This window comes from Mesorhizobium wenxiniae (assembly GCF_002284535.1).
In the GTDB taxonomy this organism is placed as follows: Bacteria; Pseudomonadota; Alphaproteobacteria; order Rhizobiales; family Rhizobiaceae; genus Mesorhizobium; species Mesorhizobium wenxiniae.
Map to the genome: position 1 here is coordinate 16,897 of NZ_NPKH01000018.1, position 18,134 is coordinate 35,030.

Consider the following 18,134-nt stretch of genomic DNA (forward strand, 5'->3'; position numbering starts at 1 on the left):
GGGAGGACAAGGTCGTGATACAGATGTTCAGCACCACCCGTCACACGGGACTTTTGCAAACGATCCTTCTCCGCTCTGTCTGTGCCTTGGTGCTTGCAGCCAGCGTAGCTGTCTCGCAGCCGGCATCCGCGCAGGACGCGCCGCAAGCGCCGGAGATCACTGCGTTTGCGGCCGCCGCCGAGCCGCCCGTCTTCGACACGCCGGAAGCGGCTGTCGAGGCGTTCAAGAAGGCGCTGGACGACGCCGGCAACGGTTCGGTTGCGGCCCTTCTCGGCCTCGATGCGGAAAAGCTGAAGGCCGACGAGAACGCGGACGAGACGCTGGCGGCGATCAAGGAGGGTGTGGCCAAGCAGCTTGTCCTCGATGGCGAGGGCGATCGCCGCACGCTGCAGATCGGCGACAAGCTGTGGCCGCTGCCGTTTCCGATCGTCAAGGGCGAGGACGGCAAGTGGGCTTTCGACACCTATGCCGGGCTCGAAGAGATCGTGAACCGGTATGTCGGCGAGAACGAGCTCACCGCGATCGAGACGATGCGCGCCTATGTCGATGCGCAGGAGGACTATGCGTCACAGGACCGCGACGAGGATGGCGTGGAGGAGTTCGCGCAGAAACTGATCAGCTCGGAGGGCGCGACCGACGGGCTCTACTGGCCGACCGACGACATCAACGGGGAAAGCCCGGCTGGCGCCAATATCGATCAGGCCGAGCTTGAGGACGCGGCCAAGGGCGAAGGCTATTTCGGCTACAGGTACAAGATCCTGACCGGCCAGGGCGACCGGATCGCCGGCGGCGCCTACGACTACGTCATCAACGGCAACATGATCGCCGGCTTCGGCCTCATCGCCTGGCCGGCCAAATATGGCGAGACAGGCGTAAAAACCTTCGCCCTCAACCAGCACGGCGTCGTCTACGAGACCGATCTCGGGCCAACCACCGAGCAGATCGTCAAATACATCGACCGCTTCAACCCGGACGATACCTGGCAGGTCGTGGCCGACTGAGAGAAGAGTGTTCTAGTTGTCTGCGGACAATATCGATGGATTGAAAATCGGGTTGCTTTGAATCGATCAGCAACCTGCGCTGCGCTGCGCAGAAGAGCGCGCCTTGTTCTTTATTTCGCTTGCAGCGCCATGCTCACGTTCCCGGTCCGCGCCGCCGATGTCATATCTGCAACAGCGCCGGCCGTTGAGCCGACGGTAGAACGACGGCTGGACCTTTTCACACCCTATTTCTGGGCCCCGCGGTCTATCGAGGGAGACGAACTCGCTTGGGCTTCCCGTTGTCGATATCGACGCCGATTTCAGCGACATCCTCGACAATCTCGATTTCGCTGCCAAGGCGATCGTCGACACGCGCTACGGCCGCTACGGCATTTTTCGGCGACGTAATTTACACCAAGCTGTCGGCAGACGGGAAGATCGTGTGCTCTCTCGGCAGCGCTCCATCGACCAAGACAATATGCGCCGAACGCCCGGCAACGATCGTGGCAAGCGCCATCGCTATGAGAGAAAATGCTCGCAGCGAATATCCCAGCACCGCAAGGCCCGCTACCCCATCCGGATGGGACGCCAAGAGGCGGAGGTCGATCCGGGCGATCCGCCACAGAAGGTGCGCCCACAGCGCAAACCTCCACCCCCAGCCAAGCAGCAAGGTCAGGAGCAAAGGGAGGCTCACCAGCACGTGCCACCAGCCGGCTGGCGAGAAGGCAGGAGCAAGGCCGCCGGTCTTGTGCCAAACTGGAACCTGATCGAACGGCAGCGAAAACACCGCCGCGCACATGAGGAGGTAGGCCAGACCGATTACGACAATTTCCGCTGCGCTCCAATTGAGGAGCGCACGGGTCGATGCCACGGCAGCGTCATATGTGCCACGGTCCTTCTCGGTTACAAGCCGGCATCGGCAAAATGCCGTACGATGGCATTGAGCCTTGATGCGCACTGCGCTTCGGCCAAGACGAGTAGTGGTGCGGCGATCAGGTACCGCGCCCGCATCCCAAAGGAGCGGCGCAATTGCGTCGGTGTGCATAGTCACATTTTGCATGCCGGCTAAAACGAGAAGGGGCGCCCAGCCTACCGCACCGACGATCATCGCGCGGCGGCCAACGTTGAGTTGACTACCCCTAACGAAGCCGAGACGCCGCTGCAGCCCGACAGGCGGACCATTCTCAAACAGTGCTTCGTTTGCGTGCAGGGCTTCGTTCATTTGCGTGCGCACATCTGCTCCCGATCCCTACAGCGCGGCTCCACTCCGTGCCAGATCCGTGTCGGTGCCCTACGGGGCGGCGTCTTTAGCGATTTGCCGCGGAGTCATTTCATCACCTCAGACAAGCTCGGCCGCATCGGAACGAGCACTTCCTCCAGCATTGCGAGATGGGCGGCGATGGAAGACCGTCGCGCGTTTGGGTCAAGGCGCAACGCCGTGCTGCTCTGCGGCACCAGATTGGCAGTGGTGACGGAGTTCCCGCTGGCGAACAGCGAGACCTCATGACCTTTTCTGACAAGCTCCTCGGTGAGGAACGACACGATCCGTTCCGTGCCCCCGTAGAGGCGCGGCGGGACCGATTCGTCTAGGGGCGCGACCTGAGCAATTCTCATTTCTTGCGGCTTTCGGTGACGACCGGGCGGCTAGCGTAAGGTTATCGCGTGGAGCACAGTGGGGGAATGTAAGTTACGTGGTTGGCTGGGTAAGGCAGCTAGGCGGATCAAAGATCGCCGGCTCGATGCGATCCGATCGACCACGTGATTGCCGGTGACGTTTCCGGCGAAGCAGGAAGCAAGATCAAGGCTGATCGCGAGCCTGCCCAGCCGCGCGAAAATGCGCTGGATCTGGTGAAGAACAGCCGAGAACAGGTTCGGTGAGGGCTTCGACGGACGTCGAGCTCTTGCGCGGCTCGCAGAAATTGCGTCGGCGCGGTCCAGCCTCGGCGAGCTTTTGGTCGAGCGTATGCACCGTGGCGCCATGCTCCGATGCCGTGGCGAGATGCAGCGCGTCGCCAGCGCGAAGCCCGAGACCATGCTGATCGGCGAACTTTGCCGCCGTGCGGAAATGCCCGCCCGTGACCGGCAGCACGGTGAAGCTCTCGGCGACCAGCTTGTGGAACATCGCGAGCGCTGCTCCGGTTCGCAGCAGCTTGATCGCCATGGCAGACGATATCTCGGTGATGGTCCAGTCGCTGATCAGAAACTGCGCCGGATGCTGCTCCGCCAGCCGGCTCTGAACGCGCAGCGTCGTCGCTTCATTTGAAAGAGCGGCAATGATCAGCGACGGGTCGAGATAGTGCATCAGTAGCGGTCGCCATCCCGCATCGACCGTACCAGATCGGCAGAACTCTCGGCCTGAGGCGGCATGGTCGCGGGCAAGGATTGCAGGAGTGTCGCGTCGATCCGCTGCCGCGGTCTCGCCACGGCGGTGAGCCGTGCGACCGGTTTACCCCGCCGGGTTATATCGATGGAATCTCCTGCCTCGACCCGATCCACTAGCTCGCTCAGATGGGCTTTGGCATCTGCCAGGTTGATCACACTCATGTCACGCTCCTGACCATGTAGATGGTCATATAGTGTATTGCGCTTAACACTCCCAGTGAGAGGTTTTCATGCGTCACGTCCTGACCCGGGGCGCCACCCGGCGCAAAGCCAGATCATTGCAGGCGGCTGTTGTGGCGCAGCACGAGGCCGACTGCGCCGAGCAATGCATCGTTCTCTGTGTGCTTGCCAACGATTATCCGCGTGCGCAGGGCGGGCGCGATATCGCGGGACTTGATGAGCGTGTGGCGTTCATATGACGCGATCAGCGGTGCCAGGAGAATGTCGCCTGCCAACGCCATGCGGCCACCGATAATGATGAGTGGCGGATTGATCACCGAGCCGATCAAGCCAAGACCACGGCCGGCGAACTCGGCGGTGTCCTCGATCATGCGCAGCGCCCCGACGTCGCCCTGTTCAGCCATCATGATCACCTCGTCCATCGTGACCGGCCGCCGCACGATGCGCGAAATCTGCTCGAGCGGCCGGGCAAAGCTCGCATAAAGCTCGAGGCATCCGCGATTGCCGCACCGGCAAAGATCGCCGCTGGGATCAACGCTGATGTGCCCGAATTCACCGGCGCCGCCGGCGATGCCAGTCACCAGCCGGCCATGCTGGACAATGGCCCCGCCGATGCCCAGATCGATCTTGAACAGCACGAAATCATCTTGGCCGACAGCCGCCCCCCACATCAGCTCCGCAATGGCCGAGCAGTTGCTCTCGTTATCGGCGAAAATCGGCTGTTCGAGAACCGGCCCGAACACATCGCGGATGTTGACCCCGGCCCAGGTCGGAACAATACTCGCACGCTGCACCACTCCTTCGCGGCTGACAGGGCCCGAGACGGAAACCCCAACCCCCAGGAGCCCCGCCATCGGCAGACCGTTCTCTTCGTAGCATTGGGCAATTGCTGACTTGGCGAGCTGGGCCGCCTGTTGCGGTTGGTAGTCCAGACCCATGGGGATAGTTTGTTCGGTAATGACAGAATGCGAGACGTCGGCGACGACGCACCGCATCTCATCGAGGCCTAGGTGGATCCCGATACAGGTGCCCGCAGCGGGATTGAGTGTCAATGTCGTCGCAGGCCTGCCGATACCCCTGATCCCGTCATGGTGGGTCGAGGATTCGATCACCATCCCGGACTTTCTCAAGCCATTGAGCGCGGTTGAAACCGTCGATCGCGCTAAACCGGTGATGCGGGTAATTTGCGACGCAGAAAGCACGCCGCGCTCACGTAGACATAGAACGATCAGGCTCTCCGGTGATGCGGAGGGTCTGTCGATCAGCCAATTTCTAAGCGAAGGTTTGTTCATGATGAGCACAAAGGACGTTGACTGATAGCTCAAATATGTCATCTTGGAAAGAACGGAGATTACTGCATCTCCGTCTGCGACGAGCTCAAATTGCGTCCACAGGCGGTCGATACGAACCGTAACATCACATGGGAGTGAAACGATGGAATACCTGAGGACGGCCCTTGCGGCCGCTACGGCGTACACCTTTGTTGCGGGAGCCGCGTTCGCAGAGCCCAAGACCAACCTGTTGCATCAATGGGCGACCGGATCGGACGCCCAGGCTATCGCCAAGCTCGGCGAGATGTTTACCGCCAAGGGTGGCACCTGGCAGCAGACCTCCATCGCGGGCCACACGGCCAACACGCTGGCGAAATTGCGCGCCGACGTGATCGCCGGCAATGCACCCCCCGCGGTGCAGCTCAAGGGACCCGAGATCGCCGAATGGAACGAGACCGGCATGACAGCCAATCTCGACGAACTGGCGACAGCGGAAAATTGGGAGAAGGTCGTCGCTCCCGAATTGCTGCCGGTGATGAAGCCGACCGGCAGCTGGGTAGCGGCGCCAATGAACATCCATCGCATCAACTGGCTGTGGGCATCGCCGAAGGTCATGCAGGAAGCAGGCGTCGCCGAAGTGCCGAAGACCTGGACAGACTTCAACGCCGCCTGCGACAAGATCGTGGCGTCAGGCAAAATCTGCATCTCGCACTCGACCGCCGACTGGACCGATTCGACGGTCTTCGAGGTCGTGGTCTACGGAATGGATCTCGATCTCTTCAAGAAGGCCTTCGTCGAGGGTGACGTCGAGGCAATGCGCAGCGACGGCATGGTCAAGGCCTTCGAGCAGTTCCGCACGATGACGACGAAATATATGGACCCCGGCATGAACGGGCGCGACTGGGATACCATGTCGCATCTGGTCGGCCGCGGCGAGGCCGCTTTTCACATCATGGGCGACTGGACGCTCGGCCTGCTCACGGCCGGCGGCTTCAAGGAGGGCACCGACTATGTCTGCGCCCAGGCGCCGACTGATTGGGGCAAGCCGGGCTTCATCCTGAATTCCGACTCGGTCGTGTTCTTCCAGCAGAAGGATCCGGACTATGTCGAGGGGCAGAAACTGCTCGCCAGCACCATCCTGTCGCCCGAGTTCCAGACGATTTTCAATCAGACCAAGGGCTCGATCCCGGCCCGTCTCGACGTCGATCTTTCGAACGGCTTCAACCCCTGCCAGCAGCTCTCCCAGAAGGACCTGCAGGCGTCGATCGATGGCGGCACGCTTGTCCGTTCGATGGCGCATAACATGACGATCCCGCAGAAGGTGCGCGGTGCGATCATGGATACCGTCACTGAATTCGTCGCGACGCCGGATATGACCGCGCAGGACGCAGCTAGTGCCATGGCTGATGCCGCCGAAGCGCAGATGTGAAGAAGCTGCCGATGATGGCCGGGCGCCGGCGCGCCCGGCCTGACTTCGCCGGAGCAGCCGATGTCCACACATGACCTGACTGTACCGGTTGCGCCTCCCGCAACCCCGTGGCGGGAGCGCCTGGGCACGATGGTGCCCATTCTGGTGCTGGCGCCGTCGCTTGCGGCGAGTTTCATCTACGTCTTCGTCTTCACGATTTGGACGCTGTATCTCTCGCTCTCCAACTCGTCGCTGATGCCGACCTATTTGTTCGTCGGTCTGGACAATTATGCTTCGCTCTGGGCGAACCGGCGCTGGAACATCGCCTATACCAACCTCTTCCTGTTCAGCGGCTTCTATATTGTCGGCTCGATGGCCATCGGACTGCTTCTGGCGATCCTGATCGACCAGCGCGTTCGCGGCGAGGCGGTTTGGCGTACCATCTTCCTCTACCCGCTGGCGGTGTCCTTCATCGTCACCGGTACGGTGTGGAGCTGGCTCTACAATCCCGTCGACGGCATCCAGGCCTTCGTGCGGGGGCTCGGCTGGGCCGACTTCAGCTTCGCCCTGACAGCCAACCGCAATACCGCGATCTATGCGGTGATCATAACCGGTATCTGGCAGTCGTCCGGCTTCGCAATGGCGCTTTTCCTGGCTGGCCTGCGGTCGGTCGATCCGGATCTCGTCAAAGCAGCCCAGATCGACGGTGCGTCGGTTTCCCGAACCTATCGGAAGGTCATCCTGCCGACGATCGCCCCGATTTTTTTGGCGGTGGCGGTCATTCAAATCCAGTTCGCCATCAAAACGTTCGACCTGGTGGCGGCGTTGACGCGGGGCGGGCCAGGTGTGTCCACTACATTCCCGGCGATCTACGTCTACGATCTGATGTTCCAGCGCGGGCAGATCGGCGAGGGTGCCGCTGCGGCGATGATGATGCTCGCCGCCCTTGCGGTTGTGCTGGTGCCCTATTCCTTGTGGATCGTTTGGCGCAGGCGGGCGGAGGGCCGCAATGGCTGAAATTGCCCCCAACCCCCGGCATGATCCCGAAGCGGCCGCGGCTACGCGGCGATATTTCTGGAACCGCTTTCTTACCTATGCGGTGCTGACGCTTTTCGCTGTCATCTACCTGGCACCGCTGCTGGTCGTGGTCTTCAACTCGTTGCGGGAGCAGTCGGAGATTGCCCGCAACGGCCTCATCTCGCTGCCGCGCAGCTTCCGCCTCGACGCGTGGGCGGAGGCATGGGGTACCTACTGCGTCAGCGGCACCTGCGAAGGCATGAAGCGCAATTTCTTCAACTCGCTCTGGATGACGATTCCCGCGACGGTCATCTCCACGCTTCTCGGCGCCATGAACGGCTATGTGCTGTCGAAATGGCGCTTCAAGGGCTCGGAAGTTCTGTTCAATCTGATGCTGCTCGGCGTCTTCATGCCCGGCCAGATCTCGCTGATGCCGTGGGCGTTCCTGCTCGGCAAACTCGGCCTAACCAATTCGACATACGGGCTGGTCTTGATTCACGTCGTCCAGGGCATTTCGTTCACGACCCTGTTCTGCCGCAATTTCTACGTCAGCATACCGGACGACCTCATCAAGGCGGCACGCATCGACGGCGCCGGCTTCTGGCGGATTTTCCGCAAGATCATCCTGCCCCTGTCGCCGCCGATTTTGATCGTCACCGTCATCTGGCAATTCACGGGCATCTGGAACGAGTATCTGTTCGGGGTCGTCTTCACCTCCGGCCAGCAGCAGCCGATTACGGCGGCATTGGTCGCGCTCACTGCCGGCGGCACGACCGCCCGTGCTTACGATGTGATGAGCGCAGCCGTGCTGATCGGCGCGCTACCGCCGTTGCTGATCTACCTGTTCGGTGGAAAATACTTCGTGCGCGGCCTGACGCAGGGCGCCATCAAATGAGGCATCGCCCATGTCCGCGCTGATGATCCGCGACCTTCACAAGAGCTATGGCGGCCTCGAGATTCTGGCCGGCATCAATCTCGAGGCGCGGACCGGGGAATTCATCGCCCTTGTCGGTCCCTCCGGCTGCGGCAAGTCAACCTTGCTCGCCATGATCGCCGGCCTGGAAACCGTCACGTCGGGTGAGATCTGGATTGGCGACCGGCTGGTGAACTCCGTGCAGCCCAAGGACCGCGACATAGCGATGGTGTTCCAGTCATACGCCCTCTATCCCACCATGACGGTGCGCCAGAACATCACCTTCGGCATGGAAAGCCGAGGCGTGCCCAAAGCGGAGCAGGCAGAAGCGGTAAAGCGGGTTGCCGCACTCCTGCAGATCGAGCAGTTGCTCAACCGCAAGCCCGGGCAATTGTCGGGTGGCCAGCGGCAGCGCGTTGCGATGGGGCGCGCCCTGGTACGCGACCCGAAGCTGTTTTTGTTTGATGAGCCCTTGTCCAACCTCGACGCCAAGCTGCGCGTGGACATGCGCACCGAAATCAAGAAGCTTCACCACCGCGTCGGCAAGACGACTGTGTACGTCACCCACGATCAGGTCGAGGCGATGACGCTCGCGTCCCGCATTGCGGTGATGAACCAGGGCTCGGTGCAGCAGTTCGACACGCCGAAGCGGATCTATGACCGGCCGACCAACATGTTCGTAGCCGGTTTCATGGGATCGCCGGCGATGAACTTCATCCCCGCCCGGCTTACCGGCACAACCAGCATCGCGGTGCGCGCTGCTGACGGCAGCGACGCCACTCTTGCCCTTGCCGCTCCGCTGCCTGTCGGTGCGCCAAAGGACGTGGTGCTGGGTGTTCGGCCCGAACACATCTACCGCTTCACGACCGACTTGAAGTCGCGCAAACCGGCTGTGCAGTCGATGCAGGCGCCCGTCGAACTGGTCGAACCGACCGGGGCCGAGACACTTGCCGTCCTCAGGCTAGGCGACCTGGAAATCACTGGCCGTTTCGAGCCGGATGACGCTCCCATCATGGGCGAGACGATAACGCTCGGCATCGACATGTCGCGCGCCTGTCTGTTCGATCCAACAACCAAGGCGCTTCTGTGATCTGATGTCCAAACAATTCGCGACTTATCCGAGCTTGACCGATCGCGTCGTGCTGATCTCCGGCGGTGCCTCCGGGATCGGGGCCGATATGGTCCGTGCTTTCGTGGCGAATGGCGCCCGCGTGAGCTTTCTCGATGTGCAGGATGAACCCGCGGTGGCATTGGTGCGCGAGCTCCGTGGTACCGCCAGGCAGGCCCCGTTGTACCTCCACTGCGACGTGACCGACGTCGCTGCGCTGCAGGCGTCGGTCGAAGGCGTACGCACGCAGCTTGGTCCGGTCGCCGTCCTGGTGAACAACGCTGCTGATGATCAGCGCCATGCGGTTGACGCGGTGACAGCCGAATATTGGGATCGCAGCTTCGACGTCAATCTCCGGCATCACTTCTTCGCCGCGCAGGCGGTGCATCCGCATATGAAGGAACTCGGCTTCGGCTCGATCATAAACTTCTCTTCCATCGCCTGGCGTTTCGGGGCGGACCAGATGGTGGCTTATGCCACCGCCAAAGGCGCTGTGGTGGCGCTGACGCGCGCGCTGGCGCGGTCGTTCGGATCCGACAACATCCGCGTCAATGCAGTCGAGCCCGGCGCTGTCATCACCGAGCGGCAGCGCGAGTTGTGGTTCAAGACGCAGGACGCGATCGACCAGACGGTGCAGCGGCAATTGATCCGCCGCGTCCTGCTGGGCGAAGAGATTGCACGGACCGTGCTCTTCCTTGCCGCCGATGACAGCCGCATGATCACGAAGCAGTCCATCGCCGTGGATGCGGGTCTGCGCTGATGCGATCGCTTCCACATCTTTCAAAGGGACTACCAAATTGATGCTTCGTCTCGGCCTCAATCCTTACGGACTGACCTACCATCTCGGCTTGCAGGGCCGCGGTACGCCGCGGCACAATCCGGATGGGGCGGGGCTGGAAGGCTTCATAGCGCTCGCGCAGGAACTCGGCGCACGCACGCTCGAGATCTACGAACCGTGGTTGACCGATTTGCCGGACGCCGAGGTCGTCGACCTGCGCAGGCGTCTGACCGCGCTAGACATCGTCCCGGTGGTAAGTGGCGGACTTCTCGTGGCAGGTCCGTTGCACAACGCATTTCGGGCTGCGCGCCTGCTCGAGGCGACAACGATCCGTATCGCACTGACCCCAGTCCTGTGCGGCGACCGCAACGTCTGGGGCGCGAAATGGAGCGGGTTCAACGCGACGATCCGCGCTGCCTTGACGGAATGGGGACCGCGTGCGGCGGCTGAGGGCCGCGTGCTCGGCATCGAGAACCATCAGGATTTCGGCAGCGACGAACTGGTCGCGTTCTGCGAACTCGGCGGGCCCGGTGTGGGCATCACCTACGATACAGGCAACGCGTTCCCTGTCGGCGAGGCACCGCTTTCCTTCACCCGGCGGATCGCGCCGCATGTCCGCCACGTTCACCTCAAGGACTATCGCGTGCAGTTCACGGATGAGGGCTACCGTCTGGTCCGCTGCGCGATCGGCGATGGCGCCGTGCCATTCGCCGAACTGGCAGCCATCCTCGCCGAGCACCATGATACGCTGACGGCCGTGCTCGAGCCAGGCGCGCTGGAGGCCCGTCACGTTCGCTGTCTCACCGACGACTGGTGGAACGGATATGCGCCGAAGACCGCGCGCGAGTTCGCGGCCTGCCTGAGTGCTGCGCGCGTGAACCGTCTTGCGGACGACGCCGACTACCGGACGCCGTGGGAGCGCGACGATGACGGCGCGCTCGTTTCGTATGAGCTCGACATGATCCGGCGCAGCGCCGCCAACATGAAGAAGTTCGATTTCATTGCAATGGAGAAATCAGCATGACTGCCCGAGAACTCAGTGGCCTGACTGCCTTCGTGACTGGCTCGGGACGCGGCCTCGGCCGTGTGATGGCCGAACGCTTGGCCGAACTTGGTGCAAACGTCGCGATTCACGATCTCGATTGGACCCGGCCATCCCAATATGGCGAATTCGCAGACCTCGGCGAATCCGCCAGGGGTTTGGAAAAGCATGGGACACGAGTGACCGCGGTCACGGGCAACATCGGCGACAAGCAAGCCGTCGCCGAAATGAAGAGGAAGATCGAGGCGGACCTCGGCGATGTGCATGTTCTGGTCAACTGCGCCGGCGGCGACATCGGCGCCAAGGGGGTAAAGCCCAGTCCCAACAACGCGCTCGACATCGACTATGATGACATCAAGGTTCTGACCGAGAACAATCTTATCGGTACGATGCTGGTCTGCCAGGCGTTCATTCCGCCTATGGTCAAGCGCGGCTCAGGCTCGGTGATCAACATTGCCTCGGCGGCAGCGCATATTGGATGCTCGCCGGAGGTGGTCTACTCCACGCTTAAGGCTGCCGTCGTCCATTATACGCGCTGCCTGGCCAAGGAATTGATCGACGATGGCGTGCGCATCAATGCGGTGAGCCCCGGCGCCACCAAGACGGCACGCTTCCAGGCGAGCCGCGTCGTCGATCCGGAGCGTATGGACTCAAGCAAGAAATCGCTGAACCGATATGCCGAGCCCGAAGAGATCGCCGAAGCGGTCGCCTTCCTCGCCGGTCCGCGCGCGCGCTTCATCAATGGGCAGGTCATTCGCGTCGATGGCGGTTTCACCGTCTTCCCAGGTTAAAGCGCGGCCGTTCACACCGCGAACTGTCGGGCTGAGCGCACCCCAATGAACAGGGCCACGACGGCCCATTGCCGACCTTACTTCGCCGCTGGGTTGCGACGTGCTCGCGGAGCCCAGGGATCGACGGTGAATTTCGGCAACACGACAATTCTCTTGGCGACACGCTGACGTTACAGCCCGCCTGTATGCACCCACGCAATGGCTCAGATTTGTCTGGGTTCGGTCTACTCGGCGCCCTGAGAAGGCGAAGATTTCCGGATCGAGGCGCTTGGGCCACCGTGCGCCTGGGCAGAGCGAACCGGTGCGGTCTTTAAGCTCAAGAGGCGCAACATTAGAGGGGAACAGATGAGGCAAGAGAACGACATTCAGAAGTTGGTGCGCACGCTGCGTGCTCGAGCACCTGACGACGCGGCTGAATTGCTAGCCCGAGAGTCTCCCGAGTTCATCCGCGACGCACTAGAGTTGTTACCGGATAGGCACGCCCGGAAGGTGGCGGAGTATTTGCCACCGCAAAGGAGGCCCATCAAAACTCATACCGACGGAAAGGATCTCGCGATCCCCGAGGCCATCGTCGAGCTGATGGACCCGATCCCCGCCAGCGTTGCTGTCGGGACGACGGTAGCCGCCGCGGTCGAGGCCGTCAGGCGCGCGCAGGTGCCGACCGAGTTGACTTACCTCTACATCACGGACGATGGCGATAAACTGGTTGGCCTGGTGGTCTTGCGCGATCTGATGCTGAGCGAGGCCGACGCGACGGTGGATCAGATCATGCTGGCAAGTCCGTTCGCCCTTCACGTCGATATGCCTTTGAGCGAAGCCTGCAAGGCGGCGGTACGCCGTCACTACCCTGTCTATCCCGTGGTGGACGCGGAGAACCGGCTGCTCGGGCAGGTTCGCGGCTGGCGGCTGTTCGAGCAGCAAATCATCGAGATTTCTGCCCAGCCTGGCCAGATGGTGGGTGTCCAGAAGGAGGAGCGTTCTTTCACGCCGCTGTTTTCAGCCTTCTTGAAACGCCATCCGTGGCTGCAGCTCAACCTGCTGACGGCCTTCATAGCCGCTTTCGTGGTCGGCTCGTTCACAGGCACGATCGAGAAGATCGTCGCCTTGGCGGCGTTCCTCCCGGTGTTGGCCGGACAGAGCGGAAACACCGGCTGCCAGGCGCTGGCTATTACGCTGCGTGGCCTCGCCTTAGGGGATGTGGACAAACGACCGAAGCTGCACCTGGTGCTGAGGGAGGGAGCGCTCGGGATCGCCAACGGCCTGCTCGTCGGTCTCGTGGCGGCCGCGGCCATGTGGTTCTACGCCTCGCAGCAACCGGAGTCGGCATCCCAGGCGCCCATGCTGGCACTTGTGATCCTGCTCGCCATGTCCGGATCGTGCCTCATGTCCGGGATCTCCGGCGTGCTGATCCCGTTGGGCCTGCGGCGGGTCGGCGCCGATCCGGCCGTGGCTTCCGCGATCTTCCTTACCACGGTGACCGATATTGTAGGCATGGGCCTGATGCTGGGGCTGGCCACTACGCTCGTGCTGTAGTGGGTCGCGGCCGCGGACGAGTGCCGACATTAAGGATGGCGTTGGCGGGATCACCGCCGTGAGGTTGTAGGGGCTCTGAATGGTGGTTGAGCAGGTTGGGACACAGACGGATTTTGCGCGCCGCTTGAGCGCCGGGCTGGGCGTTCTGGCCCAGGAACTGACCGCAGGTTTGACGACGGCTGGCGTAGCGCTGCCAATGTGCATCTCCTCCGGCGTCCTTGCCCTTTCGCCGCTCGGCGAGGATCGGGTGGCGGAAGGCGCGCTTGCCGGCGTCATCGCGGCCATTGTCGGCGGCATCGTCGCTTCCGTGTTTCAACGGTCGTCCTTCGTGACGACCATGCCCAGCAACTCACTGATCCAGGCCAGCCTGCTGGGATCCCTGCTCGTCGCTCTCGACGGCAACACGACCCAGGCGCTGCTTGCTTTCGTCGGATGCGTGATGCTGGCCGGCTTATGGATGATCTTCATCGGGGCGACCGGACTCGCCCGAATCGTCAAGCTTGCCCCCCACCCGGTTGTCGCCGGGTTCATCTCGGGCGTTGGCATCCTGATCATCAAGAGTCAGACCCCGGTGCTTCTCGCGGTCTCGTCCTGGAGTGGGGTCGCGGCGGCAGATTTCAGCCTCGCCACTCTGACAAGACTTCCCTTCGGTCTTGCGCTGATCGCGACCATGGTGGTGATCACGCGACATGCACCCAGGATTCCGGCGCTGCTTGCCGGCCTGCTGATCGGCTATCTGATCTACCATGCTGCCCGTCTGTGGGCGCCCGGCATTGAGCTCGGCCCCGTTGTCGGCACGATCGATCTGGGCGGTTGGGCGCCGATAGGCCTACACGACGCTGCCATCGCACTCCGGCTCGGGTTCGGAGATATCTGGTGGACCCTGATCGCCGGCTCGTTGACCCTGGCGATCGTGGGAACGCTTGACACGGTCTTCACCCTGCGCACGGCGCGCAATCTGGCTGACATTCAGATCGGTCCGGACCGCGCCCTTGTCGGGCTGGGCATCGCCAACCTTGTCTCCCCTATTATGGGCGGGCTGTTCGTCTCCACGTCAGCCTCGCTGACTGCCGCCAACCATCGTGCCGGTGGGCGCACGCGCGCCTCGACATTTGCGAGCCGGGCGGTGCTGCTTGCGGCCATCCTTGCGTTCCCGGGTCTGATCTTCTCGATGCCGCTGGTTGTGCTGGCCGCCATTCTGGTTTTCGTCGGCATCAATACCATAGACCGTTGGGCGCTGCGGACCGCGCGCCAGGCACTCTTCGGCAAGGATGCGACGGGCCGCATCCAGGCACAGCGCAATATCGGCGTAGTCGCTACGGTGGCGCTCGCCACAGTGCTTGGCCAACCCGTTGTCGGCGCCGTGGTCGGCGTGGCGCTGGCCTGCATCGTCTTCATGATCGAAATGAACCGGCCCGTGGTGCGGCGAAAGGAGATAGTCGGCAAGACGCGCTCCAGGCGCATCCGTTCCACAGCTCAGAACGAGTTGCTGGCGGCCCACGAGCGGGAGCTTGCAGTCTTCGAGCTGCAGGGGGTGCTATTCTTTGGCAATGCCGATGAGCTCGCGGAGGAGATCGAGCGGCTGCCCATCGCCGTGCGGGTGATCATTCTCGATTTCCGCGCCCTCAGCGACATCGACGCCTCCGGCGCATTGACATTGCAGCAGATCGCCGCTCGGTGCGCCAGGCGTGGTCAGCGGTTGTTCTTCAGTGACCTCAAGGATGCCCAGGTTCTGGAGGAGTGCACGTCGCAACCTAATGGACCGAATATCTACCCCGACCTCGAAACAGCGCTGGAGCGCTTCGAAGAGGAAATCGTGCAGCGGACCGACAGTGCAGCCCGCTCCGTGATAGAGGTGCCACTCGAACGCACCGATTTCGGCATGACCACGCAGCCGGAAGATTTGAAGGTGCTGATGAGCTATCTCGACCACGTCGAATTCCCGAAGGGCGCAGTGCTGTGCCGCGCTGGCGATCCGGCGGACCGACTGTGGATGCTGACGCGCGGCTGTATCAGCGTCTGGGTAATTACGCCTGGCGGGCGGCGCCGGCTGGCGAGCATCGGGGCTGGATGCACAGTGGGCGAAATGGGTTTCCTGACCGAGCGACCACGCTCGACGGACGTGATCGCCGACGAGGATGTTGTTGCCTATAAGCTGACCTCGTCGGCGTTCAACAAGATAACAAAGGCTAGGCCGCACATTGCGCAGGCCGTCCTGAGAAGCATCGCCCGCCAGCTCTCCGACCGCTTGCGCAACGCGACGGAAGACCTTCGGATGAGCTACATGTGACACTTGATGCGTCAGGCGGCGACCAGATATGCGCAGAATCGCACAAACAATATTGATCTTGTCGGCTGCGCGATCCACGGCTGATTATGATTTGGCTTAGTTGCCGTTTGTACCGAATACTTGCTCGAAGTCCAGCAACGCTGAGAAGATGCTTGGCCAATCAGGGTAGCCGAAATGCGAATGAACCCGATAGTTTGTTGCGCAGCTGCAACAGCTGCTGAAGACTCGGAAGGTTTTGTGCCAGTTCTGTCGCTTTTTTTCGTGCAGGCGTGCTAGATCGCTGCACTAGTCGGGTTGGGGTGGGTTTCTCGGCATGCATTCCTCGTTTTCAATGATCTTCGGCTTCGCCGCGGCGCTGCTTTGCACCGGCATATCGCCGGCCGGCGCACAAGGTCTCTATCCGGCCTATGACGATGCTTTTTCAGCCCGCATCGCCAGTCCGGCCGACAACGGAACGCTCGCCCAGTTCGTCACGGTTGCCGTCAACGCCGGGCAGTACGATCAGGCGATCTCGTCGGTCGAGCAGTATCTCATCAAATATCCCCGCGATGCCCGCGCCCGGCTTGCGGCCAGCCGGTTGTACTATCATGTCGGCTCCTATGAATTGGCCCGGCGGCAGGTGCAGTACGGCATCGAGGTCGGGGGCCTGTCCGCGGCTGAGCAGCAGGAAGCTGTTCGCCTGCTTGCCCGCATCGAGCGCGCGTTGCGTGGCGTCACCTGGGAACTCGCCCTGACCGGCGGCGTGTTCAGCGCATTCACCGATTTTGAGCCCGGTGGGGCCCAGGACGACGACAGCTTCGTCTCGCCCTATGGGCGGGCGGAAGGCTTTGTGCGATGGGACCTCGGCACGCCAAGTGCCGACGCTCTCGTTCTTTCAGGGTCGTTGACGGCGACACAGCGTTTTTTCACGCCAGACCTGTCGGTTCCGGGTAGCAAGGAGACTTTCATCCACGGCAACGCCGCGATCACCTGGGACAAGGGGCTGCCCAACAGTGGGATCGATTCGCTGCGCCTGCTGCTTTCGGCGTTTACCGTTACAGATCGTTTCGACAGCGATATCCACGAAACCGGCATCGGCCTCAGTGGACGCTTTCTTGTGCGCCCGACCGTCGAGACGACGCTTTTTGCAGGCGGCGGCTACATCGATCTAAGCGCCTCGCAAGGCATTTTCGCCGATAGCAGGGTCTTTTATGAGGCAGGCGGCAGCTACCGCTTCCGCAATGGCCAGGCGCTCGGATTGCGCCTGGTCGGCTCGAATGACTTCGCCTCCGGATCTGGCGAAATCGGCCACAGCTACATGGGCGAGATCCGGTACGGCGGAGTGCTGATGGAAGTACCGGACCTGTTCGTATGGTCTCACCAGGTCGCCGTCTCGGCCGGCCACAGCGACACTCCCGACTTGTCCGTCGGCATCGGCACGAACATAGAAAGCGACTTCTGGCGCATTGCCTCGGAAAGCGATTTTCAGCTCACTGAGTGGCAGAAGGTCAGTGTCGACCTCGCCTATCGCGAAACCGACTTCGATATCGCTAGCCGCGACCGAAATTCATTCGAATTGCTCGTGAGCTACACGTTGACGCTCAACTGAAAGAGACCGCGATGAGGACCCTGTATCGTCAGATAGCCACCTGTATCGCCTGCCTTGGCTTTGCGGCACCGTCTGTCGCTGAAACGGTCGGGTCCATGACGGCCTACCAGACCGACATCATCCGCAATGACCGCGAGGCGATGAACGTCGGCGCTGCCGTCGAACTCGGCGACCAACTGCGCAGCAATATCACCGGTCTGGGAATGCTCGTGTTCCGGGACGAGTCGAGCGCCAAGATTGGTCCGAACACCAGCCTGACGATCGATGAATTCGTCTACGATCCGGGGTCCCGATCAGGAAAGATCGACATCAGGATGAACAGCGGCCTGGCCCGTTTCTACGGCGGTCAGGTTTCGAAGGGCGGCGACATGCAAGTTGCGACGCCACACATGGTGCTCGGAGCCAGAGGCGGCATCATTGAAGTGCTTGTGATAGCTGGTCAGACCGTCGGCATACTGCGCGCCGGCCGCATGACCTGCATGTTGAATGGTCGCAAGCTCGTGATCACAAACCCGGGCCACGCCTGCACGTCGGACAATGGCAACCTGCTGACCGGCTACGGCGGTATCGACGCCTTCCCGATATTGGACAGCATCGATCGGATAGCCGGCACCGGCATGCCAGGCGAACCGGGTCCGGGGCTGAACGTAAGCGCGATTTGTGCGTCAGCACTCGGCAACTCGCTCAAAGCCTGCAAGTCCACCGACGGCGCGTTGCCCGGCGTGGCCATGGAATTCCCTGACAGCTCAACGCCCCCTGTAGGCAGCGGGGTGGATGATGAGGATGATGACTGCTTTCCCGACTGCCGGTAAGCCCGGCCGATCGGCATGAGCCCCTCGCTTGATTGCCGGCG

General features: G+C 62.1%; 15 protein-coding genes and 2 pseudogenes. 12 read left to right on the forward strand and 5 right to left on the reverse strand.

Annotated elements, in window-relative coordinates; all coding sequences use genetic code 11:
• Positions 1–23 precede the first annotated feature (23 nt).
• On the forward strand, positions 24–1,001 hold the full coding sequence (locus CIT31_RS09805; protein ID WP_095518450.1) for a DUF2950 domain-containing protein: 978 nt from the start codon (positions 24–26) through the stop codon (positions 999–1,001).
• Positions 1,002–1,389: 388 nt separating this feature from the next.
• On the opposite strand, the gene CIT31_RS09815 is transcribed toward CIT31_RS09805, so the two are convergent.
• The 5 genes and pseudogenes from CIT31_RS09815 to CIT31_RS09835 form a co-directional block, all read right to left on the reverse strand.
• Positions 1,390–2,202, reverse strand: coding sequence for a hypothetical protein (locus tag CIT31_RS09815; protein ID WP_095518451.1), 813 nt, complete (start codon positions 2,200–2,202; stop codon positions 1,390–1,392).
• Between the two features lie 146 nt (positions 2,203–2,348).
• A pseudogene (locus CIT31_RS09820) lies at positions 2,349–2,594 on the reverse strand (glycosyltransferase family 4 protein); the annotation flags it as partial.
• Positions 2,595–2,910: 316 nt separating this feature from the next.
• Positions 2,911–3,282, reverse strand: a pseudogene (locus CIT31_RS09825) (type II toxin-antitoxin system VapC family toxin); the annotation flags it as partial.
• On the reverse strand, positions 3,282–3,524 hold the full coding sequence (locus tag CIT31_RS09830) for a type II toxin-antitoxin system Phd/YefM family antitoxin (RefSeq protein WP_095518453.1): 243 nt from the start codon (positions 3,522–3,524) through the stop codon (positions 3,282–3,284). The pseudogene CIT31_RS09825 and the gene CIT31_RS09830, both read right to left, overlap by 1 nt.
• Positions 3,525–3,637: 113 nt before the next feature.
• Positions 3,638–4,834, reverse strand: coding sequence for an ROK family transcriptional regulator (locus tag CIT31_RS09835; RefSeq protein ID WP_165778395.1), 1,197 nt, complete (start codon positions 4,832–4,834; stop codon positions 3,638–3,640).
• Between the two features lie 142 nt (positions 4,835–4,976).
• Between CIT31_RS09835 and CIT31_RS09840 the strand changes: the two genes are divergently transcribed.
• From CIT31_RS09840 to CIT31_RS09890, 11 genes are all read left to right on the forward strand, one after another.
• A complete protein-coding gene (locus tag CIT31_RS09840) occupies positions 4,977–6,242 on the forward strand; it encodes an ABC transporter substrate-binding protein (RefSeq protein WP_095518455.1) in 1,266 nt (421 codons plus the stop codon).
• Positions 6,243–6,302: 60 nt separating this feature from the next.
• A complete protein-coding gene (locus tag CIT31_RS09845) occupies positions 6,303–7,238 on the forward strand; it encodes a carbohydrate ABC transporter permease (RefSeq protein WP_095518456.1) in 936 nt (311 codons plus the stop codon).
• Positions 7,231–8,133 (forward strand): carbohydrate ABC transporter permease, encoded by a 903-nt coding sequence (locus CIT31_RS09850; protein ID WP_095518457.1) that lies wholly within the window; start codon positions 7,231–7,233, stop codon positions 8,131–8,133. The genes CIT31_RS09845 and CIT31_RS09850 overlap by 8 nt, the downstream gene beginning before the upstream one ends.
• Positions 8,134–8,143: 10 nt before the next feature.
• Positions 8,144–9,241: an ABC transporter ATP-binding protein gene (locus CIT31_RS09855; RefSeq protein ID WP_065007049.1), complete on the forward strand. Its 1,098-nt coding sequence runs from the start codon at positions 8,144–8,146 to the stop codon at positions 9,239–9,241.
• Positions 9,242–9,245: 4 nt separating this feature from the next.
• Positions 9,246–10,019 (forward strand): SDR family NAD(P)-dependent oxidoreductase, encoded by a 774-nt coding sequence (locus CIT31_RS09860; protein ID WP_095518458.1) that lies wholly within the window; start codon positions 9,246–9,248, stop codon positions 10,017–10,019.
• Positions 10,020–10,059: 40 nt separating this feature from the next.
• Positions 10,060–11,061 carry a sugar phosphate isomerase/epimerase family protein gene (locus CIT31_RS09865; protein ID WP_095518459.1) on the forward strand — a complete coding sequence of 334 codons (1,002 nt, stop codon included), beginning with the start codon at positions 10,060–10,062 and terminating at the stop codon, positions 11,059–11,061.
• A complete protein-coding gene (locus CIT31_RS09870) occupies positions 11,058–11,870 on the forward strand; it encodes an SDR family NAD(P)-dependent oxidoreductase (RefSeq protein WP_095518460.1) in 813 nt (270 codons plus the stop codon). Before CIT31_RS09865 ends, CIT31_RS09870 begins: the two co-directional genes overlap by 4 nt.
• Positions 11,871–12,215: 345 nt before the next feature.
• Positions 12,216–13,403 (forward strand): magnesium transporter, encoded by a 1,188-nt coding sequence (locus CIT31_RS09875; RefSeq protein WP_095518461.1) that lies wholly within the window; start codon positions 12,216–12,218, stop codon positions 13,401–13,403.
• Positions 13,404–13,527: 124 nt separating this feature from the next.
• On the forward strand, positions 13,528–15,693 hold the full coding sequence (locus tag CIT31_RS09880) for a SulP family inorganic anion transporter (RefSeq protein ID WP_165778396.1): 2,166 nt from the start codon (positions 13,528–13,530) through the stop codon (positions 15,691–15,693).
• 313 nt (positions 15,694–16,006) lie between these two features.
• Positions 16,007–17,281 carry a tetratricopeptide repeat protein gene (locus CIT31_RS09885; protein ID WP_095518463.1) on the forward strand — a complete coding sequence of 425 codons (1,275 nt, stop codon included), beginning with the start codon at positions 16,007–16,009 and terminating at the stop codon, positions 17,279–17,281.
• 11 nt (positions 17,282–17,292) lie between these two features.
• Positions 17,293–18,093, forward strand: a complete 801-nt coding sequence (locus CIT31_RS09890; protein WP_095518464.1) for a FecR family protein — start codon at positions 17,293–17,295, stop codon at positions 18,091–18,093.
• Positions 18,094–18,134 lie beyond the last annotated feature (41 nt).